The 26,410-nt window shown below is 48.0% G+C and carries 23 protein-coding genes, 1 CRISPR repeat array and 1 riboswitch; all 23 genes read left to right on the top strand.

Annotated features, from left to right (window positions below; genetic code table 11):
• The 23 genes from D081_RS07020 (at position 1) to D081_RS06910 (ending at position 26,395) form a co-directional block, all read left to right on the top strand.
• Positions 1-1,254, top strand: a complete 1,254-nt coding sequence (locus D081_RS07020) for an NAD(P)/FAD-dependent oxidoreductase (protein WP_085023468.1) — start codon at positions 1-3, stop codon at positions 1,252-1,254.
• Positions 1,255-2,553, top strand: a complete 1,299-nt coding sequence (aroA, locus tag D081_RS07015; RefSeq protein WP_085023467.1) for a 3-phosphoshikimate 1-carboxyvinyltransferase — start codon at positions 1,255-1,257, stop codon at positions 2,551-2,553.
• A gap of 18 nt (positions 2,554-2,571) precedes the next feature.
• Positions 2,572-3,228 carry a (d)CMP kinase gene (cmk, locus tag D081_RS07010; RefSeq protein WP_085023466.1) on the top strand — a complete coding sequence of 219 codons (657 nt, stop codon included), beginning with the start codon at positions 2,572-2,574 and terminating at the stop codon, positions 3,226-3,228.
• A gap of 4 nt (positions 3,229-3,232) precedes the next feature.
• Positions 3,233-3,835: a 1-acyl-sn-glycerol-3-phosphate acyltransferase gene (locus D081_RS07005; RefSeq protein ID WP_085023465.1), complete on the top strand. Its 603-nt coding sequence runs from the start codon at positions 3,233-3,235 to the stop codon at positions 3,833-3,835.
• 67 nt (positions 3,836-3,902) lie between these two features.
• Positions 3,903-4,730, top strand: coding sequence for a 4-hydroxy-3-methylbut-2-enyl diphosphate reductase (ispH, locus tag D081_RS07000; protein ID WP_085023464.1), 828 nt, complete (start codon positions 3,903-3,905; stop codon positions 4,728-4,730).
• Complete coding sequence (locus D081_RS06995) at positions 4,715-5,797, top strand: 30S ribosomal protein S1 (RefSeq protein ID WP_369823997.1); 1,083 nt, start codon at positions 4,715-4,717, stop codon at positions 5,795-5,797. Before ispH ends, D081_RS06995 begins: the two co-directional genes overlap by 16 nt.
• A 127-nt stretch (positions 5,798-5,924) precedes the next feature.
• Positions 5,925-7,328, top strand: a complete 1,404-nt coding sequence (locus tag D081_RS06990; protein ID WP_085023462.1) for a DUF512 domain-containing protein — start codon at positions 5,925-5,927, stop codon at positions 7,326-7,328.
• Positions 7,321-8,652, top strand: coding sequence for a ribosome biogenesis GTPase Der (der, locus tag D081_RS06985; protein ID WP_085023461.1), 1,332 nt, complete (start codon positions 7,321-7,323; stop codon positions 8,650-8,652). Before D081_RS06990 ends, der begins: the two co-directional genes overlap by 8 nt.
• A complete protein-coding gene (plsY, locus tag D081_RS06980) occupies positions 8,652-9,245 on the top strand; it encodes a glycerol-3-phosphate 1-O-acyltransferase PlsY (protein WP_085023460.1) in 594 nt (197 codons plus the stop codon). Before der ends, plsY begins: the two co-directional genes overlap by 1 nt.
• Positions 9,246-9,401: 156 nt before the next feature.
• Positions 9,402-9,857 carry an ACT domain-containing protein gene (locus tag D081_RS06975; RefSeq protein ID WP_085023459.1) on the top strand — a complete coding sequence of 152 codons (456 nt, stop codon included), beginning with the start codon at positions 9,402-9,404 and terminating at the stop codon, positions 9,855-9,857.
• A gap of 18 nt (positions 9,858-9,875) precedes the next feature.
• On the top strand, positions 9,876-11,165 hold the full coding sequence (locus D081_RS06970) for a homoserine dehydrogenase (RefSeq protein WP_085023458.1): 1,290 nt from the start codon (positions 9,876-9,878) through the stop codon (positions 11,163-11,165).
• A gap of 24 nt (positions 11,166-11,189) precedes the next feature.
• A complete protein-coding gene (thrB, locus tag D081_RS06965) occupies positions 11,190-12,104 on the top strand; it encodes a homoserine kinase (protein ID WP_085023457.1) in 915 nt (304 codons plus the stop codon).
• Positions 12,105-12,217: 113 nt separating this feature from the next.
• Entirely contained in the window at positions 12,218-13,450 is a 1,233-nt protein-coding gene (locus D081_RS06960) for an HD domain-containing protein (RefSeq protein WP_085023456.1), read from the top strand.
• Positions 13,451-13,595: 145 nt separating this feature from the next.
• Positions 13,596-14,120 (top strand): gamma carbonic anhydrase family protein, encoded by a 525-nt coding sequence (locus D081_RS06955; RefSeq protein ID WP_085023455.1) that lies wholly within the window; start codon positions 13,596-13,598, stop codon positions 14,118-14,120.
• Between the two features lie 34 nt (positions 14,121-14,154).
• On the top strand, positions 14,155-14,571 hold the full coding sequence (ndk, locus tag D081_RS06950; protein ID WP_085023454.1) for a nucleoside-diphosphate kinase: 417 nt from the start codon (positions 14,155-14,157) through the stop codon (positions 14,569-14,571).
• A gap of 103 nt (positions 14,572-14,674) precedes the next feature.
• Positions 14,675-15,172 (top strand): cob(I)yrinic acid a,c-diamide adenosyltransferase, encoded by a 498-nt coding sequence (locus tag D081_RS06945; protein WP_085023453.1) that lies wholly within the window; start codon positions 14,675-14,677, stop codon positions 15,170-15,172.
• Between the two features lie 130 nt (positions 15,173-15,302).
• Positions 15,303-17,282 carry a single-stranded-DNA-specific exonuclease RecJ gene (gene recJ / locus D081_RS06940; RefSeq protein ID WP_085023452.1) on the top strand — a complete coding sequence of 660 codons (1,980 nt, stop codon included), beginning with the start codon at positions 15,303-15,305 and terminating at the stop codon, positions 17,280-17,282.
• A 174-nt stretch (positions 17,283-17,456) separates the two neighbouring features.
• A complete protein-coding gene (locus D081_RS06935) occupies positions 17,457-19,742 on the top strand; it encodes a bifunctional (p)ppGpp synthetase/guanosine-3',5'-bis(diphosphate) 3'-pyrophosphohydrolase (RefSeq protein ID WP_085023451.1) in 2,286 nt (761 codons plus the stop codon).
• A gap of 17 nt (positions 19,743-19,759) precedes the next feature.
• Complete coding sequence (locus D081_RS06930; RefSeq protein WP_085023450.1) at positions 19,760-20,383, top strand: MBL fold metallo-hydrolase; 624 nt, start codon at positions 19,760-19,762, stop codon at positions 20,381-20,383.
• A gap of 174 nt (positions 20,384-20,557) precedes the next feature.
• Positions 20,558-21,451 carry a Bro-N domain-containing protein gene (locus tag D081_RS06925; protein WP_233127449.1) on the top strand — a complete coding sequence of 298 codons (894 nt, stop codon included), beginning with the start codon at positions 20,558-20,560 and terminating at the stop codon, positions 21,449-21,451.
• 122 nt (positions 21,452-21,573) lie between these two features.
• Positions 21,574-21,670: riboswitch (SAM riboswitch) on the top strand.
• 85 nt (positions 21,671-21,755) lie between these two features.
• Positions 21,756-22,496, top strand: a complete 741-nt coding sequence (locus tag D081_RS06920; RefSeq protein WP_158087588.1) for an N-formylglutamate amidohydrolase — start codon at positions 21,756-21,758, stop codon at positions 22,494-22,496.
• A 515-nt stretch (positions 22,497-23,011) separates the two neighbouring features.
• A CRISPR array of direct repeats spans positions 23,012-23,334; the repeat unit is 36 nt; unit sequence ATTGCGCAGGGCTAATGCCGCTTGCGGCATTGAAAC.
• 152 nt (positions 23,335-23,486) lie between these two features.
• Complete coding sequence (locus D081_RS06915) at positions 23,487-24,659, top strand: Card1-like endonuclease domain-containing protein (RefSeq protein WP_085023448.1); 1,173 nt, start codon at positions 23,487-23,489, stop codon at positions 24,657-24,659.
• An 11-nt stretch (positions 24,660-24,670) separates the two neighbouring features.
• Positions 24,671-26,395 carry a hypothetical protein gene (locus D081_RS06910; protein WP_085023447.1) on the top strand — a complete coding sequence of 575 codons (1,725 nt, stop codon included), beginning with the start codon at positions 24,671-24,673 and terminating at the stop codon, positions 26,393-26,395.
• The last annotated feature ends 15 nt before the right edge of the window (positions 26,396-26,410 follow it).

The following is a 26,410-nucleotide window of genomic DNA, read 5'->3' as shown; positions in this document are numbered from 1 at the left end:
ATGGATAAAATTGTGGTAGTAGGAGCCGGGCCGGCGGGGATGATGGCGGCCATCAAGGCGGCGGAGAACGGCGCCCAGGTGGTGCTGCTGGAGAAGATGAAGCGGGCCGGCAAGAAAATGCTCATAACTGGCAAGGGCCGCTGCAATATTACCAATGTGGCGGAGATTCCCGAGCTGATAAAGAATATACCCGGAAACGGCAAGTTTTTGAACAGCTGTATCCGGGCCTATGATAATGAGGATGTGCAGTATTTCTTCAATGCCATAGAGGTGCCCACCAAGGTGGAGCGGGGAGGCCGGGTGTTCCCGGTGAGCGACAAGGCCGCAGATGTGGTGGATGCCATGGTGCTGCAGCTTCATGAATTGGGAGTCAAGCTGTACACTGATGTACGGGTAACTGATATACTGGTGGAGAATAACAAGGCCGTGGGAGTTAGGACGGCGGATGGCCGGGTCTTTGAGGCGGAAGCTGTTATTTTGGCCACCGGCGGTTCCTCTTATCCGGGGACCGGCTCCACGGGTGATGGCTATAAAATGGCCAGCCATATCGGTCATAAGGTGGTTACTCCATTGCCGGCCCTGGTTCCGCTGGAGCTGGAGGAGGAATGGGTGAAGGATTTGCAGGGCCTGTCCCTGAAAAATGTCCGGGTGACCCTTTATGCTGATGAAAAGAAGATTACGGATATGTTTGGGGAGATGCTGTTTACCCATTTCGGGGTCAGCGGTCCCATTATTTTGTCACTGAGCCGCCAGACGGCCCAGCTTTTGGAAGAGGGCAGCTTTGTGGAGCTGATGCTGGACTTGAAGCCGGCCCTTTCCTTTGAGCAGCTGGATGCCCGGGTGCTGCGGGATTTTGAGAAATACCAGCGTAAGGAAATGAAGAATGCCCTTAAGGATTTGCTGCCGGGACGGCTTATTCCGCCGGTGCTGGACGGGGCCTATCTTGAGCCTGACAGAATGGTGAACTCCATTACCAAGGAGGAGCGCCATCGTCTGGTCAATGTGCTGAAGGGGCTGCTCCTGACCGTGACCAAAACACGGCCTATTGCGGAGGCCATTGTTACAGCCGGGGGCGTGGATGTAAAGGAGATAAATCCAAAGACCATGGAATCCAAGCTGATAAAGAATCTGTATTTTGCCGGGGAAGTGGTGGATGTGGATGCCTATACCGGCGGCTATAATCTGCAGGCGGCTTTTTCCATGGGAGCGGCGGCCGGCAATTGGTCAGTATGGAATGACGAGGAGGAAAAGTAAGTGGGGAATCGAGTTATAAATAAGGCCTTAAAGGCGTTACGGGGCGAGGTTATAATTCCGGGGGACAAGTCCGTGTCCCATAGAAGTGTGATGTTTTCCGCTTTGGGTGATACGCCGGTGCATATTACCAATTTCCTTCCTTCGGCGGACTGCCTGTCTACTGTGGGAGTTATGCGGGCTCTGGGGGCCAAGGTGGATATAATAAGCGATACGGAGCTTGTAGTGGAGGGCAACGGCCTTCATGGCCTGCAGGAGCCGGCTACTATTTTGGATGCGGGCAATTCCGGAACCACCCTTCGTCTGATGATGGGGATGCTGGCCCCTCAGAAATTTGTTTCCGTGTTTACGGGGGACAGCTCTTTGCATAAACGGCCTATGGGCCGGGTTATCAAGCCTCTCAGCAGGATGGGGGCCCATATTGTGGGCAGGGCGGACAATACCAAGCTGCCTATTACCATTGTGCCGGTGGAGGGCCGGCTGAAGGGCTATCGCTATGAGATGCCGGTGGCCAGTGCCCAGGTGAAGTCGGCCATGCTGCTGGCGGGTCTTTTCGCGGAGGGAGAGACCACGGTGGTGGAGCCGTATCCGTCCCGCAATCATACGGAGCTGATGCTGGAGGCCTTTGGGGTAGAGCTTAAATATGAAGGAACCAGCATTACCATCAAGGCTCCTGAGAAAATGACGGCACCGGAGGAGCTGGTGGTGCCGGGGGATATCAGCTCTGCGGCCTTCTGGCTGGTGGCAGCTTCCATTATTCCGGGCAGTGAGCTGCTTTTGAAAAATGTGGGCATAAATGAAACCAGAACTGGTATAATAGATGTGTTGCAGGATATGGGCGCTGATATTACAATTATCAATGAGCGCAAGAGCGGCGGTGAGCCGGTGGCAGATATGCTGGTGAAATACGCCCAGCTGCATGGCACCAGCTTCGGGGCGGATATTATTCCGCGGCTGGTGGATGAGATTCCGGCTATTGCGGTGGCGGCCATGTTTGCCCAGGGTGATACGGTGATCACCGGGGCCGGGGAGCTGCGGGTGAAGGAAACAGACCGGCTGGAGGCAATCTGCCAGCAGTTCACCAGGCTGGGAGGCAATATTGAAGGTACTGAGGATGGTCTGGTTATCCATGGGGGCACTGTGCCGAAGATGGCGGAGTGCTTCAGCTACAATGACCATCGCATGGCCATGTGTCTGGCAGTGCTGGGCCTGGCCGGAGCCGGCGTGGAGATTCAGGAGCCGGATTGTGTAGATATTTCCTATCCAAGCTTCTATGATGAAGTGGATAGATTAACCAAATAACGAAAGAGGTAATGGTAAATGAAAAAATTAGTTGTGGCAATTGATGGCCCTGCCGGGGCAGGCAAGAGCACTGTGGCCCAGATGGCGGCCAAGGAGCTGGGCTTTACTTATATTGATACCGGGGCCATGTACAGGGCGGTGGCATGGAAAACTCTCCAGCAGGGTAAGCCGGTTACTGATGAGCTTATCAATGAGGTTGTCAAGGACATCGTTATTGTGCTGGATTACAAGGATGGCAAGACCAAGGTGTATGTGGACCATACTGATGTTACTGCCGCTATCCGTACTCCTGAGGTAACTGCCATTGTTTCCCAGGTGGCTGCACTGGGTCCTGTCCGTGAGAAGCTGACGGATTTGCAGCGGGATATGGCCACCAAGGGGTCCGTTATTATGGATGGCCGGGATATTGCCACCAATGTACTGCCAAATGCCGATATCAAGATTTTCCTTACTGCCTCCATTGAGGAGCGGGCTGATCGCCGCTACAAGGAAATGAAGGCCAAGGGCTACGATGTGGATTTGAAGAAGCTGCAGGAGGAAATTGCGGCCCGTGACAAGGCTGACAGCGAGCGTGAAATTTCTCCATTGGTGCAGGCGGAGGATGCGGAGCTGCTGGATACCAGTGATATGAGCATTGAGGAAGTAGTGCAGGCTATTCTGGACAGATGCAGGTGAGAAGATGTTTTATAAGGTATTGAAGGTTATTTTTCAGATATTGTTCGGCATTTTGTTCCGGCCGAAAATCCAGGGGCAGGAGAATGTGCCAATGGAGGGCGGCATGATTATGGCGGCCAACCATCTGAGCAACTGGGACCCGCCGGTGGTGGGCACCTATATGCCAAGGCCTGTGGCCTATATGGCCAAGGAGGAGCTGTTCAAGCCGGCCATAGCCGGGGCCATTATCCGCAGCCTGTACGCTTTTCCCGTAAAGCGGGGAGCGGCTGACAGGGGGGCCATCAAGACGGCTCTGGGGATTCTGAAGCAGGGCCTGTGTCTGGGGGTATTTCCGGAGGGAACCCGCAGCAAGGACGGCAAGACCCATAAGGCGGAGGCCGGGGTAGCACTGCTGGCTGCCATGGGCAAGGTTCCTGTGGTGCCGACGGCTATTATCGGGACCAACAAAATCCTGCAAAATGGGGGCTTTTTGCCACGTCTCCAAATTATTTTTGGGGAGCCTATGTATTTTGAAGGAAAACACAATGATAAAGAAGCATTGGCTGATTTTTCTAAAAAAATTATGGAGAAAATCGATAATTTAATAAAAATGAATAGCCAAGCATGAAAAATAATGATATAATGTGTGGGTATGTTGGACAAATCATATTAATCAGCATACAAGGTGATATGTTATGGAAGTAATCCTTGCAGACAATTTGGGCTTTTGCTATGGAGTAAAGCGGGCCATTCAGCTGGCAGAAGATTCAGCGGTTCCCGGTCAGGTGACCAACACCCTTGGACCGATTATCCATAATCCCCAGATGGTTGCAAAGCTTGCGGAGAATGGCGTAGGAACGGTGAACTCCCTGGATGAAGTCAAGGGGGGGACCATTATTATCCGGTCCCACGGTGTAGGCCCTGCCATATATGAGCGGATTGAGGCCATGGGGTTGAATATGGTTGATGCCACCTGTCCGCATGTCCGTAAGGCCCAGTCATCGGCCAAGATGCTTGCTGATGAGGGGTATCAGGTAGTTATCATCGGTGAAAAGCACCACCCGGAGGTAAGGAGTATTATCGAATGGGCCGGTGAAGGCGCCGTAGCTATTGAAACGGAAGAAGAGGCCGAGGCTTTACCAAGGTATGGAAAGCTTGGCGTGGTAGCACAGACTACCTTCTCCGTGTCTAAATTTAAGCAGATTGCTGAAAGACTTATTGACAAGTCAAATGATATAAAATATTTGAGAACTATCTGCACAGCAACAGACCAACGTCAGTCATCAGCCATAAAGCTGGCGGGTGAGGTTGACCTTATGCTGGTTATTGGCGGCAAAAACAGCGCCAACACTACAAGGCTGGCTCAGCTTTGCAGTGATAAATGCAAAACTTACCATATCGAAACAGCAGATGAGCTTCGTGACGAGTGGTTTGATAAAATTAAAAAAATTGGTATCACAGCCGGTGCTTCTACGCCGGACTGGATTATCAAGGAGGTTTATAAAAAGTGTCAGAAGAAATGAATTCAATGGAAGCTTGGTTAGCAGCAGAAGATTCTATGAAGGAGATACATGAGCGCGATTTAGTTAAGGCTACAGTTGTTGCTGTAAATGATAGCGAAGCAATCGTTAACATCCAGGGCAACAAGAACGATGTTCCAATTTCCAAGTTCGAGCTTGCTGAGCCAGCTCCTGAGTCTGCAAAGGACATTGTTAAGGTTGACGATGTTATTGAGGTTCTGGTTGTTGCCAAGGGTGGCGAGAACGGTCTTACTGTTTCCAAGGTAAAGGCTGACCGTCTGGCATCCTGGAAGGAGCTGGATGGCATCGTTGAGAAGGCTGAGCCTATCGAGGCTGAGATTACTCAGGTTGTTAAGGGTGGTTTGGTTGCCCGTGCACTTGGTGTTCGTGCATTCATCCCTGCATCCCAGATTGAGCTGAACTTCGTTAAGGATCTGTCCAAGTATGTTGGCCAGACTGTAAAGGTTGTTCCTATTGATCTCGATCCTACCAAGCAGCGTCTGGTTCTCTCCCGTCGTCAGCTTCTTGAGACTGAGCTCAAGTCCTGGCTGGAGAACGTTAAGGAAGGCGATGTAGTTAAGGGTACTGTTAAGCGTCTGGTTAACTACGGTGCATTCATTGATATCGGTGGTATCGATGGTCTGGTTCACATTTCCGACCTCTCCTGGAACCGTGTTAAGGATCCTGCAGATGTACTGGAAGAGGGTCAGGAGCTTGACGTTAAGATTAAGAGCATTGCTGAGTCCGAGGACGGCAAGGTTCGTATTTCCCTGAGCGTTAAGGACACCATGCCAGATCCATGGGTAGTTAAGGCTGAGAAGTACAATGCCGGTGATGTTATCTCCGGTGAGATCGTTGGCCTGAAGGCTTTCGGTGCATTCATGCGTATTGAGCAGGGCCTTGATGGTCTCATTCCTATGGGTGAGCTGGCTGACAGACGCATCAAGAGCGCTGATGAGGTAGTTGCTATTGGCGACCAGGTTACTGTTAAGATTCTGAACATCGATGTTGAAAGAAAGCGCATTTCTCTCAGCATTAAGCAGGCTGGCGAGTCCAACGAGGCTGAGTAATTTTACTCAAGGCCATTGGCTTTAACTGTATAATGAACAAATTCTGGGGAGTGATGGTTACATCACTCCCTATTTACAGTTTTTACGGATAGTGTAAATCTTGTGAAAATTAAGCAAAGGAGAATGTATGGGCTACGGTAAAATATTGTCCGTGGAGCCTGGCAGTCTGGCGGAAGAGCTGGAGCTGGTTCCTGGAGATAAAATAATCGAAGTGAATGGCATGAAGCTCCGGGACATTATCGACCTTAGCTTTGCCTTCGCCGATGAAGAAATAGATATGCTGATCGAGCATGAAAATGGCGATCAGGAAATGCTGGAATTTGACAAGGATTACGACGAGGAGCTGGGAGTGGAGTTTGAGTCCGCTGTTTTTGACGGCATCCGCAAGTGCGCCAACAACTGCTACTTCTGCTTTGTGGACCAGGTGGCTCCCGGCATGCGTGATTCTTTGAATATAAAGGATGACGACTATCGTCTGTCATTTTTGTATGGCAATTTCGTCACCATGACCAACATGGTGGACAATGATTTTAAGCGTATAAAGCAGTATCATCTGTCCCCGCTGTTTGTATCGGTTCAGTGTACGAATCCTGAGCTCAGAAGCCAGATACTGCGGTGCAAGACCGCCGGCAACCTCATGAGCCAGCTGGACAAGCTGGAGGAGGCCGAGGTGGAGTACCACACCCAGATAGTGCTGTGCCGTGACCTTAATGATGGTCCGGAGCTGGATCGTTCCATTCGGGATATTCTGGCCCGGAAGCCCCATGCCTTGTCCATGGCCATTGTGCCGGTGGGCTTGACCAAATTCCGTAAGGACCGCTATCCTTTAAAGGGCTTTGACAAGGAAAGTGCTTTGCGGGTTATTGAGCAGGTGGAAAAGTTCCAGAAGCAGGAGCGGGAAACCACTGGCCGCACCTTTGTGTATTTAGGTGATGAATTTTACTTCCTGGCAGGAAAAGAAGTGCCGCCTGCCGAAGTCTATGATGGATTCCCACAGCTGGATAATGGCATTGGGCTGGCCCGAAACTTCATGGAGGAGTTTTCTGCTGCCCGTCAGGAGCTGGATGCTCCATCGGTGGGCTATGGAAAAAGGCTGCGGCTGGCGGTAATGACCGGCACTGCTGTGGCGCCTATGTTCAGAAAGCTGGCGGATGAGCTGGCGGTGGACAATCTGGAAGTGACCATAGTGCCGGTGCCAAACAACCATTTTGGCACTACTGTAAATGTATCGGGGCTGCTGACGGCCCATGATATGAAAAGTGCCATGGATGCTTTAAATGAGGAATTTGACGGTATTTTGATACCGGAGTCGGCTCTCCGGGCTGGCGATAATATATTTTTGGATGATGTTTCCCTGGATGAGTTCAAGGGCTGGTTCCCTGGGCGGATGGAAACCGTTGGAGACGGCAAGGATTATTTTATGGCGTTGACGGATTTTCTCAATTATCAGGGAGTGAATGGTGAGGCAGCTGCTTATATGTGGCAGAGTAATGCTGCATATACCAAGAGAGGAGGCCACAACAATGAGTAAGCCTATAGTAGCTATTGTGGGACGCCCGAATGTGGGCAAGTCCACTTTATTTAACCAGATTGGCAAGCGTCGGGTATCCATCGTTGACGATATGCCAGGTGTTACCCGTGACCGCATATATATGGACGCTGAATGGCTCAATCATACCTTTACCATGATTGATACCGGCGGTATTGAGTTTGATGAAAGTGACCAGATTCTCCGCTCCATGCGTCAGCAGGCCAAGATTGCCATGGCTGAGGCGGATGTTATTGTATTTGTGGTGGATGGCCGTGTAGGCCTGACCTCCGCCGATGAAGAGGTGGGACATATGCTGCGTTCCGCCAAGAAGCCGGTGGTATTGGCCATTAATAAGATCGACAGCCCTCAGCTGGAGGCCAATATCTACGAGTTCTACAATCTGGGTCTGGGTGACCCTATCGGTATTTCTGCCTCCAATGCCCTGGGGCTGGGCGATCTGCTGGATGCAGTGGTAGAGTCCTTCCCACAGAATGACGAGGAGGAAAAGGAAGAGGATGAAATCAGCATTGCGGTTATTGGCCGTCCAAATGTTGGAAAATCTTCCATTGTAAATGCCTTAATTGGTGAGGAGCGGGTTATTGTCAGCGATATAGCCGGCACCACCCGTGATGCCATTGATACCCATTTTGTATCTGATGGCAACAAGTTTATGCTCATAGATACAGCCGGTATGCGCCGCAAGGGCAAGATTGACGAGGCCGTGGAGCGCTACAGCGTAATGCGTTCCCTTAGGGCCGTGGACCGGGCCGATGTGGTGCTGATGGTTATCAATGCCTTTGAGGGCATCACGGAGCAGGACAAGAAGATTGCGGGCTATGCCCATGAGTCCGGCAAGGGTGTTGTGATTATCGTCAACAAGTGGGATATTTTCCCGGACAAGGATGACAAGTCCACCCTGCGCTTTACTGAGGATTTGCGTGATGAGCTGGGCTTCCTGCAGTATGCGCCGGTTCTCTATACCTCCGCCCTGACCCATCAGCGTATTCCGCGTATTACCGAGCTGGTAAAATACGTGGCTGACCAGCAGTCCATGCGTATTCAGACCAGTGTCCTCAATGAGTTGATCCGTGATGCGGTGTCCGTAAATCCACCGCCATCCCATAGGGGCAAGCAGCTGAAGATTTACTTCATGACCCAGGCGGATATTTGCCCGCCTAAGTTCATTGTCTTTGTTAATGACCCTGAATTGATGCATTTCTCCTATCTGAGATTTTTGGAGAACCGCCTTCGTGAGAGCTTCGGCTTTGAGGGTACTCCATTGAAGCTCATTGTACGCGGCCGTAAGGAAGAGGAGGATATCTGATGTTAGAGCTGATTATTGCATGTGTAGCAAGCTATCTTATTGGTTCCATCCCCAACGGCCTTATTTTGGGCAAGGCTGTATGGGGTGTGGACCTCAGAGAGCATGGCAGCGGGAATATTGGTGCCACCAACGCCTGGCGCACCATCGGCAAGCCGGCGGGTATCTGTATTTTTGTGCTGGATATGCTGAAGGGCTTTTTGGGAGCCGGTCTGGGCCTGTTTTATGCCGGTGCTCCTGAGTATGGGGTGCTGTGCGGTATTTTGGCAGTGGTAGGCCATTCCTGGTCCATTTTCCTGAAGTTCAAGGGGGGCAAGAGCGTGTCCACGGGCCTTGGGGTTCTGATTATGCTTATGCCAATAATCGCTGTAATCGTTTTCCTGGTATGGCTGGCCATCGTTTTTGTGACCCGTTATGTATCTCTGGGCTCCATCGTGGGTGCGGCCATGGTGCCGGTTCTGTCCTATATTTTCGATATGCCGATGGTTTACACCGGCTTTGGTGCTTTGGCAGCCGTATTTATCATCTATCGCCACAAGTCCAATATTGAACGGCTGCTGAACGGTACGGAGAGCAAAATCAAGGCAGCAAAGTAATGTATTTTACATGTAGACAAAGAGGGTATTCATACGCAAGGTGAATACCCCTTTTTACGTTTTTATTGAAAACACTATTGTCATCCCTAGAGATACAGTGTATAATATCTCTTGTGCGTAGAAAAATATCCACTTATAGTGTACGGAGGAAAAAATATGACTACAAAAGAAAAAAGCGGATTTTTCCTTGTTAGAGAAGAAATTTTACCAGAAGCTATAAAGAAAACAATTCGCGTAAAGGAAATGCTGAAGCGGGGCAATGCCCGTACCATCAACGAGGCTGTTGAGAAGATGGAGCTGAGCCGCAGTGCATATTACAAGTATAAGGATTATGTATTCCCGTTCTATGAGGCAAGTCAGAACAAGATCGTTACCCTGACCTTTCTGCTGGAGCACAAGAAGGGTGTTCTTTCCAGCGTGCTGAACACTATTTCCAGTGATTCCGGCAGCGTCCTCACCATCAATCAGGGTATTCCTCTCCAGGGTGTGGCAAATGCAACAATTTCCATCGAAACCATGAATTTGTCCGTTGATTTGGAGGCTTTGCTTGACAAGCTGCGCATGGTTGACGGCGTTAAGAGATTAGAGGTACTTGGTCAGGCTCAGGCGTGAGAGGGGTAACAGGGCTTTATGGGCAATAAAATTCAGATCGGACTGTTGGGCTCCGGTACAGTAGGCTCCGGGGTCGTTGAGGTCTTAAAGAAAAATGTTAAGGACATTGAACAGCGTGTAGGCTGTGAAATTGGCATCAAGACCGTCCTGGTGCGGGATTTGGCCAAAAAGAGAGCAAATCTTGAGGGCATCAAGGTTACGGATAATATTGATGACATCATAAATGACCCTGAAATCAGTATTGTGGTTGAGCTGATGGGGGGACTTCATCCGGCTCTTGAATACATGGTGAAGGCCATGGAGGCCGGCAAGCATGTGGTAACGGCCAACAAGGATGCTGTGGCCCAGTCAGGAGAGACCCTGTTTTCTGCCGCTGAATCCCACAAGGTGGACTTCATGTTTGAGGCCAGTGTAGGCGGCGGTATTCCTATTATTACTCCATTGAAGCAGTGCCTGACCGGCAATAAGATAACCTCCATCATGGGTATCGTGAATGGCACCACCAACTATATGCTGACCAAGATGACCCAGGATGGCAGTGACTACGATGAGGTGCTGAAGGAGGCCCAGGCCAAGGGATATGCCGAGGCAAATCCGGCGGCTGATGTGGAGGGCCTTGATGCAGCCAGAAAGGCCGCTATTTTGGGTTCCATTGCCTTTAATACCAGAATCCATCTGGACAGCGTTTCCGTGGAGGGTATTACCACCATTGAGGCGGCTGATATTGCCTATGCCAAGCAGCTGAATTATGTTATCAAGCTGTTGGCGGTGGCCAAGGATTATGGTGACAAGGGCGTTAATGTACGGGTTCATCCTGTATTTTTGCCTGCAACCCATCCATTGGCGGCAGTAAATGATGTATTCAATGCCATTTTCCTTCGGGGAAATGCCATTGGGGATGCCATGTTCTACGGCCGGGGGGCCGGTTCTCTGCCGACAGCCTCTGCTGTATTGGCGGATATTATAGCGGTGGCCCGCAACATTGTGACGGGCAATACAGCTGTGGTCAGCTGCACCTGCTACAACCAGCGGACCCTGTGCCCGTTGGCTGATACGGAATCTTCTTATTATGTGCGCCTCCATGTGGATGATGAGCCTGGCGTTCTGGCGGCCATTGCCACGGCCTTTGGTGACAGTGATGTGAGCCTGAAGTCGGTAATTCAGACCCGTATGGTAAACAATCATGCGGAAATTGTGGCGGTTACCCATGTGGTTAAGCACAGAAAGCTTGAAAAAGCCGCAGAGCTTTTGAACGGTCTCTCTGTTGTGGATAAAATCTGCAATATTATTCGGGTTGAGGGAGACTGATAAATATTCTTGGGGGGCAGTGTTATGGATGCAAAGACAGTTAAAGTAAGAGTTCCGGGTACTTCGGCGAATTTGGGGCCGGGCTTTGATACTTTAGGCATAGCCTGTTCCTGCTACAATGATTTGGAGCTTACCCTGCTGAGGGAGGATGTGCTGGACATTGAAATTCACGGCGAAGGGGCGGAGAATATCCCCAAGAACGGCCGTAATATTGTCTGGCGGTCCATTCAAAGAGTGCTGAAGCGGGTGGGCTGTGCTGATGAATTTAAAGGGGCCCGCATTGTTATGGACAACAAGGTTCCCTTATCCCGTGGCCTGGGCAGCAGTGCTACAGCCATTGTGGGCGGCATTAAGGCCGCCAATGAGGCCCTGGGAAATCCCCTGAAGAACCGTGATTTATTAAAAATTGCCACGGACATTGAGGGGCACCCTGATAATGTGGCACCGGCTATTTTCGGTGGCATGACCATAAGCACTGTAAGAAACGGCTGGCCGGAAACCTTCCGCTTTATTCCGAAAATCCGCTTTAAAATGGTGGTTGTGGTGCCGGATTTCTTCCTGCCTACCAAGGCGGCCAGAGAGGTGCTGCCGAAGCAGGTGGACAGGGCGGATGCCATCATTAATATTGGCAGTACGGCCATGATGGTGGCAGCTCTTATAAAGGGAAGCCGTCATTTTCTGCGGAATGCCTTTGACGATGCTCTCCATCAGCCTTATCGGGCGGAGCTTATTCCGGGCATGTACGATGTGTTCAAGGCGGCCAAAAAGGAAGGGGCTCTGGGAGCATTCCTCAGCGGTGCCGGTCCGTGTCTGATGGCTCTTGCCACCAACAACGAGGTAAAGGTGGCGGAGGCCATGCAGAGGGCCTTCAAGGACAACAAGGTGGAGTCCACCTACATGATACTGGACATTGACAAAGAGGGCGCCCGGCTTATATAGTGGAAAAGCAAACTGCTGTGACATTGGTTGCAGCAGTTTTTTGATGGGCTTTTGCAGGATTTGTAGGTAAAATAACGAATTTTAAAAGAGAGTAAGGCTGAGGTGGTGAATGGATGACTGAACAGGAATTTGCCCAACAGATAGGTGAGGCCGGAGGCACCCTGTATATAGTGGGGGGCTGGGTCCGGGACAGGCTCATGGGCAAGGAACCAAATGACAAGGATTATGTGGTGGTGGGCCTTTCCAAGGAGAGCTTTGAGGTCTGTTTCCCGTCGGCCAAGCTGATAGGCAACGCTTTTCCCGTTTTTCTGGTAAAAATAAATGATGTGAGCTGTGAGGTGGCCTTTGCCCGAAAGGAAAAAAAGGTGGGGGCCGGCTATACGGGCTTTGATATAGTGGCGGATGAGGATATTACCATTGAGGAGGACCTGTATCGGCGGGATACCACGGTGAACAGTATTGCCATGGAGGTGCTGACAGGGAATATTGTGGATCTGTACGGGGGGCGTCAGGATATTGCGGACAGGGTTCTGCGGCCGGTATCGGAGCATTTTTCCGAGGACCCGGTGCGGGCTCTGAGGGCTGCCCGTCAGGCCACCCAGCTGGGATTTTCTGTGTCTGATGAGCTTATTGAGGCCATGAAGGGCTGCCGGGAGGAGCTGAAGGGTGAGCCGCCGGAGCGTATTCTGGGGGAGCTGAAGCGGGCTTTGGAAACAAAGCAGCCATCGGTGTTCTTTCAGGTGCTGAAACGGGCAGAGCTGCTGGAAACACTGTTTCCGGAAATTTACGCCCTTATCGGCAAGACTCAGCCGGTGGATTTCCACCCGGAGGGGGATGCCTATAATCACACCATGCTGGTGACAGATAAGGTGGCAGCAGCCACGGACAATGTGGTGGCTGTGTTTGCCGGCCTGGTTCATGATATTGGAAAGGGGGTTACCCCGGAGGATATGCTGCCCCATCATTACGATCACGAAAAGAAGGGGCTGGATGTCCTTAAAAGGTGGAATGAAAGGGCAAAATTCTCAAATCTGTGGATGAGGGCAGGGGCCCTGGTGATTGAGGAGCATATGCGGGCACCTCTTATGCAGAAGCCGGGAAAGATTACGGATTTCATTTTGCTTTTGCACAAGATGGCCAGCTACCTTCCACCGGAGGATTTTTGCCATATTATAAGGGCTGACCATGGGCAGCTGCCGGCATATCTGGAGCGGTACACAGAGCTTAGGGATGTGCTGCTGTCCATTGATGGAAACATGGCCCCGGAGGGCGTTCAGGGGAAGGCTCTGGGAGAATGGCTGCGGCATCAGCGGGTTATGGCCTGCACACGCTGGCTAAAGGGCTAGAATTTGTATGACAACTGCGTTATAACCCGTTATTATTTAAATCGGGTTGAAACGCTAAAAATGAAGAATTTCCCACATGGTTGTGGGAAATTTTGAACGACTGCGTTATAATAAAGTAAGTGTACATCTTGAGGGAGGTTTTTTTATGGGAAATGTGATGACATTAGCTGATAAAAAGCCTGAATTAGGCAAGAATGTTTATGTTGCACCTAATGCTGTGGTGGCCGGGGATGTTAAGATTGGCGACAACAGCAGTATCTGGTTCAGCTCCGTTGTCCGGGGGGATATCAACAAGGTGGTTATTGGCAGCAATTCCAATATCCAGGACAACAGCACCATTCATACCATGTGGGACACCCCGACCATTATTGGCAACAATGTTACCATTGGCCATAATGTGGTGGTTCATTGCAGCAAGATTCATGATAATTGTCTTGTGGGCATGGGTACCGTTATTATGGGGTATACGGAGATCGGTGAAAACTGCATTATTGGCGCCAACTCATTTATTCCGCAGAATAAGAAGATTCCGCCAAATTCCATGGTGTATGGCAATCCTGCCAAGCTTATCCGCCCGCTGACCGAGGAGGAGATAAGCGCCCTTAAGGAGTCTGCTGACGCCTATAGGGATATTGCCAAGATGTATCAGGAGAATTTAAAGGATATTTAAAAAAATAGGTATTTAAAAGGAGATTTATTTCAAAATGGAAAAAACATTGGTACTCATTAAGCCAGATGCCATGAAGGCACATCACATCGGTGATATTTTTAAGATTTATGAGGAAAAGGGCCTGCAGGTTCTGGCAGTTAAGATGCTTCAGATGGATGAGAAGCTGGCTTCCCAGCACTATGTGGAGCATATCGGCCGCCCATATTATGATGATCTGGTGGGCTTCATGACCTCCGGTCCAATTATTGCCATGGTATTGGCTGGTGAGGACGCCATTGCCAACGTGCGCAAGATCAACGGCAAGACCAACCCTGCCGAGGCTGATGAGGGTACCATCCGTAAGCTCTATGCTTCCAGCGGCAGCCGCAATGCAGTACATGCTTCCGACTCCCCTGAAAGTGCAGCCAGGGAGATTTCCTTATACTTTAGTGCTACTGAGATTTTTGACTGATAAAATGGAGACTTATTCAGGTGGAGCTTTAAAAGCCATCTGAAGTTAGTCAAATTTTGGCAACCGTTAACATCGGATAAGTATAGTAGGAGGCTAGGTCGTTATGAGTGTTTATACCAAAACCGGCGATAAGGGTACCACCGGTCTTTATACGGGACAGCGCATTGCGAAGAATTCACTGAGAGTGAAGGCGTACGGTACAATTGATGAGGTCAGCTCAGCCCTTGGTATGGCAAGAGCCTTTTGTAAAAATGACGAGGTGAAGGATATAATCCTCAAGCTTCAGCAGAACAACGGACTTCTCATGGCGGATTTGGCCAGCCTTGACCAGGAACCGCTGATTACGGACGGTCATGTGGTGGAGCTTGAAACCATTATTGATGGCATTGAGGCCAAGCTGCCTCCGCTGCATCAGTTCCTTATTTCCGGCGAGAGCCAGGGGGGCTCCTGCCTGGATTTGGCCCGTACCTTTATCAGAAGGGCGGAGCGGGCTATTCTGGACCTGGCGGAGCAGGAGATAGTCCACGACAGTGACAGGTTCTATATCAACCGGGTTTCTGATTTGTGCTTTGTACTGATGAGACTTGAAGAAAACAGATAAAAATGTGGGGAGCTCCCATGTGGGGCTCCTTTTTTGTGTGCCGGCTCCTGGAGATGTTTTGCACAAAAGAGGATTTTAAGAAGTTTTCTAGAAGATTTAAAGGTAACAGGTAAATAGGAGTTGGTTTATTATGCTGAAAAAATGGAGAATGAAGCCCTACTCAGGGGAGAAAACGGCCAGGCTGGCAGCAGAGCTGGGGATTTCCCAGCTGTTGGCAGGGGCACTGATAAATCGGGGAATTGAAACCAGGGAAAAGGGTGAGATATTCCTGCACCCGGAGCGTTTTGAATATTGTGATCCCTTTTTGCTGCCTGATATGGACAAGGCCGTAAAGCGGATAGTCAAGGCCATTGACAATAAGGAGCGGATTTCCATATATGGCGATTATGACTGTGATGGCATTACCGCCACCTCTCTTTTGATGATCACCTTCAAGGACTTGGGCGTGGATGTGGATTATTATATTCCGGACCGTCTGACGGAGGGCTACGGGCTTCATACGGAGGCCATGGAGAAGCTGGCTGCCAAGGGGATTAATCTGCTGATTACCGTTGACTGCGGTATTAAATCCGTGGAGGAAATAAAGGCTGTGGCAGGGCGGATGGATGTAATTGTTACGGACCACCATCTGCCGGGAGAGGAGCTGCCGGAGGCGGTGGCTGTGGTGGATGCCCATCGAAGGGATTCACAGTATCCTTGTCCTGAGCTGGCGGGAGTTGGTATTGCCTTTAAGCTGTGTCAGGCGCTTTGGCAGGAGATAAAAGGGGAGCCCCTTAATGACCGGGGCATTGAGCTGGTGGCCTTGGGAACCGTGGCTGATGCGGTGCCTCTGGTCAATGAAAACCGCCGTATTGTCAGTGTTGGCCAAAAGGCCATTGAAAGCAGCAGGCTGCCTGGGATGCGTGCTTTGCTGGAGTCAGTCAATCCTTCGGGAAAGCCGGTGAACAGTGGCCTTGTGGGCTATTGGCTGGCACCCCGTATAAATGCGGCCGGACGGCTGAGCGATGCATCTCTGGGGGTTGAGCTGCTGACCTGTACTGATGAGACACGGGCGGCAGAGCTTGCCGAGACGCTGAACGGGATTAATAATGAACGGAAACAGCTGAAGGATGATATGCAGCTGGAGGCCGAGGAGCAGTTAAAATCTGTGGACATAGATAATGCCAAGGTGCTGGTGGTGGCCGGTGAGGACTGGCATCATGGTGTCATCGGGCTTATGGCGACGGGGCTGGTCAACAAGTATTATAAGCCTGCCATTGCCATCAGCCTGAAGGATGGTATCGGCAAGGGCTCGGCCCGCAGCATTGACGGCTTTAATCTTTATGAGGCACTGGAGAACTGCAAGGATGTGCTGGTGCAGTTTGGTGGCCATGAGGCAGCCGCCGGTCTCACCATAAAAGAGGAGGATATCCCCGAATTCAGGCGCCGTATGGAAAAGGAAGCCATGCGGCAGCTGACGGCAGAGCAATTTATACCATTTTATGAGCTGGAACAGGAGATTTCTCCTTTGGAGATTACCATGGAAATGGTGGAGGAATTGGCTTTGCTGGAGCCCTGCGGCACGAAAAATGAAAGCCCCCTCTTTGGTTATAGGGGGGCGAGAGGTGCATATGCTTCTTATGTGGGGGATCTCAATCAGCACATACGGTTCAGTATTACTGATGGTAACCGTTATGCCAGGGCTATTGCCTTTCACATGAATGAGGATTTGGATGTCATTAATTCTCAGCCACTGGATTTGGTCTATACATTTAACATAAATGAGTATATGGGAACCCGTTACCTTCAGTGTGTAGTGCAAAGTATGGACCATCCTCTGGAGGATGAAAGGCCCATCAGCGTGGACCGGGAGTTTTTGAAGGATTTGTATTTGTTCTTAAAGCAGTGCCGTGATGACAAAAAGCCGGTGCTGGAGGATGCCCCATGGCTGGCCATGAGAATGCGCAGGGACGGCAGGCAGTCAGAGGCCCAGGCCGTGGAGCAGGGGCTGAAGATTTTTCAGGAGCTGGGTCTGCTGGAGGTGGATGCCGACGGCGTCTGTCATCTGGTGGAGGGCACGGGAAAGATGAATTTGCAGGATTCGCCAACCTTTTGCCGGCTCAATGGATAACCTAATATAATACTATTATTAGAGCAGGGGATAGCTAAGTGCTATTCCCTTTCTTTTGCGAAAAAAGAGGAAAATAGAGGATTATAGCTATTTTTATGTATAGAGAATTACGAAAATATGCTATAATATGTAAAAGTTTGACTATTATTTGTGTATTGAATGGCGGTGATTAACATGGATGCCAATTCAACTTCTGTAAATGTAAATATCTATACTCCTGTTCCGGCCGATGCTACGGCGGAAGTTACCATTGATGATATTATTAGTGCGTTGTTGAAATACCAGCCTAATGCGGACGTGGACCTTGTCCGCAAGGCTTATGACCTGGCCCATGCAGCCCATGAGGGGCAGAAGCGGGCTTCCGGTGAAGAATATATTATCCATCCTCTCTGTGTGGCCAAGATTCTCACGGAGCTTCAGATTGATGCTGTAACCATTACGGCGGCCCTCCTTCACGATGTGGTGGAGGATACCATCTATGATATGAAGCAGATGGAGGAAATGTTTGGCCCTGAGGTGGCCATGCTCATTGACGGCGTTACCAAGCTGGGCAAGATTAAGTTCCAGTCCAAGGTGGAGCAGCAGTCGGAGAACTACCGGAAGCTGTTTTTGGCCATGGCCAAGGATATCCGGGTAATTATCATAAAGCTGGCTGACCGGCTTCACAATATGCGTACCCTGAAATTCGTCAAGGAAGAAAAGCAGCAGCGTATTGCCCGGGAAACCATTGAGGTTTACGCCCCGCTGGCCAACCGTCTGGGTATTTCCAGCATCAAGTGGGAGCTGGAGGATTTGTGTCTGCGGTACCTTGACAGCGAGCATTACTATGACCTTGTGGAAAAGGTTAAGCAAAAGCGCCAGGAGCGGCAGCGGTTTATTGAGGATTCTATCCTGCAGATTCATACCAAGCTCATACGAAGCGGCATAAAGGCGGAAATCAGCGGCCGTGCCAAGCATTTTTACAGCATCTACCGCAAGATGAAGCGGGACAACAAGGATATAAGTGAAATTTATGACCTGTCCGCCATCCGGGTTCTGGTGCAGAGCGTGAAGGACTGCTATGCGGTGCTGGGTGTTATCCACGCCATGTGGAAGCCGATTCCGGGACGGTTCAAGGACTATATTGCCATGCCAAAATCCAATGGCTACCAGTCCCTGCATACCACTGTTATGACCCGTGGCTTTCCGCTGGAAATTCAGATCCGTACCTTTGCCATGCACAAGATTTCCGAGTATGGTGTTGCGGCCCATTGGAAATACAAGGAAAACGGCAAGGGAGCCACTGCGGCCAACGATTACGACAAGAAGCTGTCCTGGCTTCGTCAGATGGTAAATCTCCAGCAGGAGCTTAACGACCCAAGTGAGTATATTCAGGCCCTTAAGATGGATATTTTCTCCGATGAGGTGTTTGTATTTACTCCACGGGGAGACGTTATTGACCTGCCAAAGGGCTCCGTGCCAATAGATTTTGCCTACAGAATTCATACGGAAATCGGTCATCATTGCGTTGGCGCCAAGGTCAACGGCAAGATTGTGCCATTGGAGTACAAGCTGAAAAATGGTGATATTGTTTCCATTATTACCAACAAGGCCAATCAGGGGCCGAGCCGTGACTGGCTCAACATCGTGGCCGCCTCTGATACCAGAAGCAAGATTCGCGGCTGGTTCAAGAAGGTGCGCCGTGAGGAAAATGTGGCCAAGGGCCAGGAGTTGCTGGAAAAGGAAGGCAAGAAGCTGGGCTACGATCCCAAGGATCTTCTGCGGGATGAGTGGCTTAATGAGGTGTGCCTGAGATTTAACATCAATAATTCCGGTGATCTGCTGGCAGCCATCGGCTATGGCGGTGTTACCGTAAGCGGTGTTATTGCCAAGCTCATTGAGCTTCACAAGAAGCTGGTGAAGGAGAATACCCCGCAGGATGTTTCTGAAATGCTGGAGAAGCTGAAGCGTCCACAGGGCCAGGGCTCCCACAAGCAGTCCAAGGCCAGCCATGGTATTTTGGTTGAGGGTGAGGGCGGTATGCTGGTGCGTCTAGCCAAGTGCTGCAACCCGATTCCGGGAGACCCTATTACCGGCTTTATTACCAAGGGCCGCGGAGTGTCCGTTCATCGGGCGGACTGTCCTAATGTGGCGGTTACCAGTGATGCGGCTACGAGAGTTATTGCCGTAAACTGGGATGTGGGCCTTGACCGTGATTATACTGTGGAAATTGAGATACATTGTAATGATAATCCGGGTATTCTGGCCGGTATTCTGGCTATTCCGACGGAAATGAAGATAAATGTATCCTCGGTTAATGCCAAGACCAACCGCAACAACAAGACTTCGCTGATAGTTATGGGTATTGAGGTTCATGCCACATCCCAGGTTGAACAGATTATGGCGAAAATCCGCCGCCTGAAGGATGTCTACAGCGTAAACAGAGCCATGGCTTCCACCCCTGACAAGAGAAATGACTGATGGGAGGTTCACACCAGATGGAGTTTTCTGTAAAGAGCTTTGAGGTTGGCCCTGTTGCTGCCAACTGCTATATACTAAAGGACAACAATTCCAATGAGGGACTGGTTCTGGACCCCGGAGGAAATCCGGAAAAGATACTGTCCGCCATCAAGGAAATGGGCGTGGAGGTAAAGCTTATCGCCCTGACCCATGGTCACTTCGACCATATCGGGGGACTGGATGGGGTGAAAAATGCTTTGAAGGTTCCGGTGGCCATTCACTCTGATGATGCGGAGATGCTGACGGATGCCAAGAAAAATCTGTCAGCCTTTGTGGGTGCACCGGGAGAAATGGAGGCAGCTGATGTACTGCTGAAGGACGGAGACAATGTTTCCTTCGGCGGCTGCAGCCTCAAGGTTATCCATACCCCGGGGCATACCCCGGGCGGTGTCTGCTTCTACGGGGGCGGCGCCCTCTTTAGCGGTGACACCCTCTTTGCCGGCTCCATAGGTCGTACAGACTTCCCGGGCAGCAGCACCGAGGATATCCTGGATTCCATCCGCAACCTTCTGGCCAAGGTGTCCGACGCCACCAAGGTATTCCCGGGCCACGGCCCAGCCTCTACCATGGGCATCGAGCGGGAAAGTAATCCGTTTTTCTAAAAATGATATTTTATATGCAAGATACCCTGTAGCTTTGTAATGGAGTTGCAGGGTATTTTTTGGAAATTGCACATTTTTGATAAAATACTTGATTTATAGAATATGTGTTTTATATAATGGAGATAACAGAATTGTTGTTCTATTTAAAGGGCGTTAGAAAGGTAGAAACGGATAATGAGTGAAGAAATGGAAAATATGCAGTTGTTTGAGGACCAGCCCATTCGTACTGCTTGGAACGAGGCGGAGGAAGAATGGTATTTTTCTATTGTGGATGTGGTGCGGATACTGACGGAAAGTAGTGATGGCCGTAAGTATTGGAACAAGCTAAAGCAACGGCTAAAAGCTGAGGGAAGTGAGTTGGTGACAAATTGTCACCAACTGAAATTGAAGTCTCCAAAAGATGGAAAAAGATATGCTACTGATGTAGCCAATACGGAGCAACTTTTGCGTATTATTCAGTCAATACCATCTAAGAAAGCGGAACCATTCAAATTGTGGCTGGCACAGGTGGGTAAAGAGCGTATTGATGAAACCCTAGATCCGGAGCTTATAGCTGATAGATTGGTGGCTACCTATGAACGAAAGGGATATACCAAAGAGTGGATAAATCAGCGGCTTATGGCAATTAGTGCTCGTAAGGAACTAACAGATGAATGGAAAAAACGTGGGATAAAGCAGGGCAAGGAATATGCTGTACTTACCGATGAACTTACTAAAGCGTGGAGCGGGATGTCTACTCGCCAGTACAAAAATCTAAAAGGACTAAAAAAGGAAAGTCTTCGGGATAATATGAGTACCACTGAATTAGTTATAAATATGCTGGCAGAAACGGCGGCCAAAGAATTTTCAGAAGCAGAAAAACCATCTGGACTTGCTCAAAATGTTTCTGTAGCTAAGCGAGGTGGCAAGGTGGCTGGCGATGCCAGAAAGGCTATTGAAGAGGGAACAGGCAGATCGGTTATTACTAGCAAAAAGGCATCGGAGTTAAATCACGTTGTTACACAAATGATTGAAGCCAGTGCTAATACCGTCATAGAGGAAGAAAACTCAGATGGCGATGGAAGTTGAAGAACAGGGCAGAAATGCTGAAATAATTGAAAGGAATTTTTAATATCACTTTAATGACGGAAAATATAAGATTTGCTACACTATGATTGCCGGAAAGGCAACAAGATAATTACATATATTCTTAACCATAAAGAGAAGGCGAGAGACAAGCTCTATGACCCTTCAGCAACCTACCACAGGTGAAAGTGTGGCAAGGTGCTAAAGCTTGATTGATGGGTAGGATGAGACAATCTGGCCCATCAAGACGATGGGCTTTTTCATTTGCGTCTCTTTTTGGTTTACAAAGCAAAAGGAGACGATGAAAATGATGGAAAAAGTTGTAATTCATGTACCACACGCTTCCCTGTACATTCCTGAGGAGTATATCCCGGACTATGATCTGGAGGTTTTGAGCCACGAAATGCTGGTAATGACAGACTGGTATTGTAATGAGCTGTTTGCCTGTGAGGCTGAGATGGTGGATCTAAAGGTGAGCCGCTTGGTGTGCGATGTGGAGCGCTTTCGTGATGACAAGGATGAGACTATGAGCCAAAGGGGAATGGGGCTGTATTATACTCATAGTTCCTGGAATATGCCATTTAGAAAATTTAGTAATGCCAAGCGGGAAGAGGTGATCAGAAACTACTACGACCCGCATCATGCAGAGCTGGAGGCTGCTGTGGAACAGCGACTGGCCCAATATGGCCATTGCCTTATCATTGACGGACATTCCTTTTATCCGAAACCGTTGCCTTATGAGTTGGACCAGCAGCCGGATCGCCCGGATATATGTATCGGTACTGATGATTATCACACCCCACCGGAGCTGGTGGAGAAAATGGTTAATTATCTGCGTGCCCATAACCTGTCTGTAGGGATAAACACACCTTTCGCTGGGGCATTGGTTCCAATTAAGTATTATCAGCAGGATGCCAGGGTGAAGTCGGTAATGATAGAAATTAACCGCGGCTTGTATCTGGCCAAGGGTTGTGAGAAAAGGGCGGGCTTTAAAGATATTAAAAATATTATACGGGGGTTAATTGAATTTATGGGGAAAGATTTGTGAAAAGAGAAGCATATTTTTGCGCCTAATGACTTTGAATATGATGAAGATGACGGCTGTAGGATGACTGACAAGGCCAGGAAAAGATGGATTCAAAATTATGAAGAATATATAACCAAGGAGCGTAAATTGCTGGATGGCTTATCCTGGCGCAGATATATTTTTAGAGAAATTGAGCAATTTGCTGACACTGTAGGAAAAATCCAGATTGTTGCGTAATGAATATAGGATAAACTATAAGTGGCACGTCAATGGTGGCGTGTCACTTTTAATGTTGCAGATGGAATATAATTGTCCTATAATAAAGTGAATAGAGGCGAAGAAGCCCAGTAAATTGAAAATCTGAATTATGTATTTTCGTGGACTAAAGGATGGCTTTTATTGTTTACTGCATAGCGGTTTTTTGGATAGAAGTGTAACAAGTGTCCACGGGCGTTTTGGGACATTTTGCTGAAAATCGCCTTCTGTGTTATTTTTTCATTTTCAGCCCATTGTTTTCAACGGTTTCAGAGGACAGTATTGCGCAGGGCTAATGCCGCTTGCGGCATTGAAACTACCGTAAAAATGGACGAACCTTTATGTCTTTCGGGATTGCGCAGGGCTAATGCCGCTTGCGGCATTGAAACGCACTACCCTCTGTTATCTTGTCTTCCGACTTATAAATTGCGCAGGGCTAATGCCGCTTGCGGCATTGAAACTCAACCAAAGCCTTGTATTGAGAAGCGATATTAAATTGCGCAGGGCTAATGCCGCTTGCGGCATTGAAACAACTTTTGCTCGTTTTCACAAGCTTCAAGAATAAGGTATTGCGCAGGGCTAATGCCGCTTGCGGCTTATTTTCAAACAAAAAAGTGTTAGATACTAAAATTGGTATCTAACACTTTTTTTATTTACATATTTATATAGGCCTAAATACTTATTAAGCAGGAAAAAAAGTTTTTTTATCGAAGTAGTAAGGCGTGAGCGGATTTGTGATAATGGAGGATCTTTTATATGAATGTCGATATAGAATTTTTTAGCGATGACCCTATGGATAATGTATTGGCCTGTACAAAATTCCAGTTTGATAAGGTCATCTTTTTAGGTTATGCCGAAGAAGATATGGATCGGGCAGCCAAAAGCACTGTGGCGGCGTTCCTAAAAAAAGAAGAAATTGGAGTAAAAGAGTTAGAGTTTGTTCCTTTGCCGGAGGGGCGGCTTGATGATATTGAAAAAAAGCTGGTTCAAATAGTCGAGAAAGAAAAGGATTTAGGCAATCAATGTTTTTTTGACCTTACTGGTGGAGAAGAACTTGTATTGGCCGCAGCGGGGATGGTGGCTGACGAAAAGAATCTTCCCATGCATGAAATTGATTTGGCAGAGGATGAAGTAAGGATTCAGTCGCTTCCGGAAGCGTATGAACAATTACCGAAACGGGATTATCGTTTGAATATTGAAGAGTACCTCAATCTTCATGAAGGAGTCATTGAATGGAGACTTCAGAAATCCAAAAACCAAAAATATAATGATGAGGCCCATAAATCCAGAATGATTGAATTAAATCGTTTCATGGAAACCGAGAAATCGTGCTGGAATAAGTTGTCCCAAGGGTTGGCATATCTTTGTAGTAAACAAGATGACTTGATTTGTGGTGACAGCAAGGATGTGGCTGGTGCTGCCAGGATAGCCAGGATGTCTGTATCCACATTTATTGATAAGCTGAAAAAAATGAAGGAGGAGAATATTCTTCAAAGCTTACTATATAGTGATGGCATTATTAATCTTGCGTTTTACAATGATGAGGAACGTAATATCCTGTGTGATCCGGGAGCTATACTGGAACACATTACCTATTGGCAGATAGTGCGGGACCCTGAGGTAAATGACTGTGCCATTGGCTACCACATAAACTGGATTGGGGATGGGGATCCGAATTCCATATACAGGCCCGGCCCGGATGTGGTGAATGAAATAGATATAATTTACATGAAGAAAAATATACCTACATTTATATCCTGTAAGAATAAAATGGTTTCTATGAACCAGCCACTTTATGAGCTGGAAACAGTGGCGGATAGATTTGGTGGCACGCTGGTCCGTAAGGTTTTAGTGGCCAAGAAAGGAGTTTCACCGGGGATTGCCAAGCGGGCTAAAGAAATGGATATAGAGGTTGTAAAGCATTTGTAGGGGGATATTAGATGGAAGATTTGGCAAAAAGTTATCATAATTTCATTTTTCCGTTTATTTGGCAGAATTATAAAACGGAAAAAGAACGCGATTTTAATTCAATTATGAGTATATTCAATGATAATGATGCATGGGAGGATGATGATTTAAGGGATTGGCATCAAATTGAAGTAAATGATGAAGATGTGCAGCCTGATGGACTAAATGTTAATAAGCTGAAATATGCCACATACCAATATTTTCAGCCAGCAATCCGCGATGCGGTGTTTGGTAAGGGAAATGAAGAAAATAAAAAGGAAGTAGTACAGAATTTTTCATTTAAGCCAATAAAAGATGAAAAAGGAAAATTAACTAAACGGGCACAATATATTATTCGCAAAAACAAAAAAGATGACAAAAAAGAATACCATCTGGATTTAACAGATATAAAGCTTAGACTGTATAATACTGGTGTAGGTTTATTGGTATTCGTTTGTGAAAATCACATATCCGATAAATTGTCAGACATAAAAATCATCAACGATTATGGCCGGCGTATTACGTTGCCATTTATTCCTAAGACATCAGAGGAGGATGCCTCGGTGTGTGCTGATTCAATTGATATTTATTGGGATGGAATGGATGGATATATTGGCCAGAATTTTAGGGAAAACATTATAAGGTTCAATAATGCTGATGGAACCAGTGAAAGATATAATCCTAAACTTAATCATATTGCTGATTTTATAAAACAGATTTTGAATTATTCTACGTGCAGTGGGACAAATAATTGGAAATTTACTACAAGTAAGGATACTAAAAACAAAGAAAATTATTGGTATATTCAACCAGCATTAGATGATAGAATGTTTGTTATGTGTGAGGTTAATGGAGATTATCAGCAGGTTTTTCAAAATGGAAAAGAAGTTTTTCCATTTGACTACATAAATGCTCTGCAACCTGGACATTTTGCTAACAATAAAAGGTTGTATAATTATGAAAGTATGGAAAAATCAATATATGAATTTATGTTTTGTGATCCACCGGGGGAGTGTTCCTGTGTATTTGAGCAAATGAGACAACAGCTTATCAAAGAACATCTTTATTGTAGATGGATAAGGCCTCAATATGGAACCATGTATTCAATTTCAGCCCAAGCGTTTATGTGTGTCACGGATTATAATATTCTTATAAATTATTTTCGTACAGAATATTATGAAATGGCGTGTTTGGTACTGGCTCAAAGAGCTTCCTTGCGGGTAATGCAAAATGAGGCTTCAGATTTATCTGCCCGTATAGAGAAAATGGACAATGAGGTTGATAAGGAGACACGCAGGGGGATTGCCAATTTGCAGGAGAAATTAATTGCCTTCCAAAATCAGATAAATCTCTGTGAAGTATCATCTCAGGAACAGGCAATAGAGCTTTATGATATGATGCGGGAGATATTTTTAGTCAATAAACATACCAGCATTTTACAGGAGCATTTGGATGGACTATATAATATTGCCAACATTCGTCAGTCGGATAATATAAGCCAATGGGCTGTTTTGGTATCATTGGCAGCAATATTTATTGCCTTGCCATCGTTCTTCGGAGACTCTCCAACTTGGCCTGGGCCATTGCAAATAGTATCTGATATCTTAAATGATATTAATGGTAGTTGCGATAATGCGTGGGCAGGTTCGGTATTTTGTATAAAAGTAATTGTGTTGATATCAATATTCTATCTTATTATTAGGCAAAGAAATAAATAAAGAGGGGAGAAAAAG

The sequence above is a fragment of the Anaerovibrio sp. JC8 genome (assembly GCF_002100115.1).
Classification (GTDB): domain Bacteria; phylum Bacillota; class Negativicutes; order Selenomonadales; family Selenomonadaceae; genus Anaerovibrio.
Note: the sequence above shows the minus strand (reverse complement) of the source record. Positions and strands in the feature narration are given on the sequence as shown.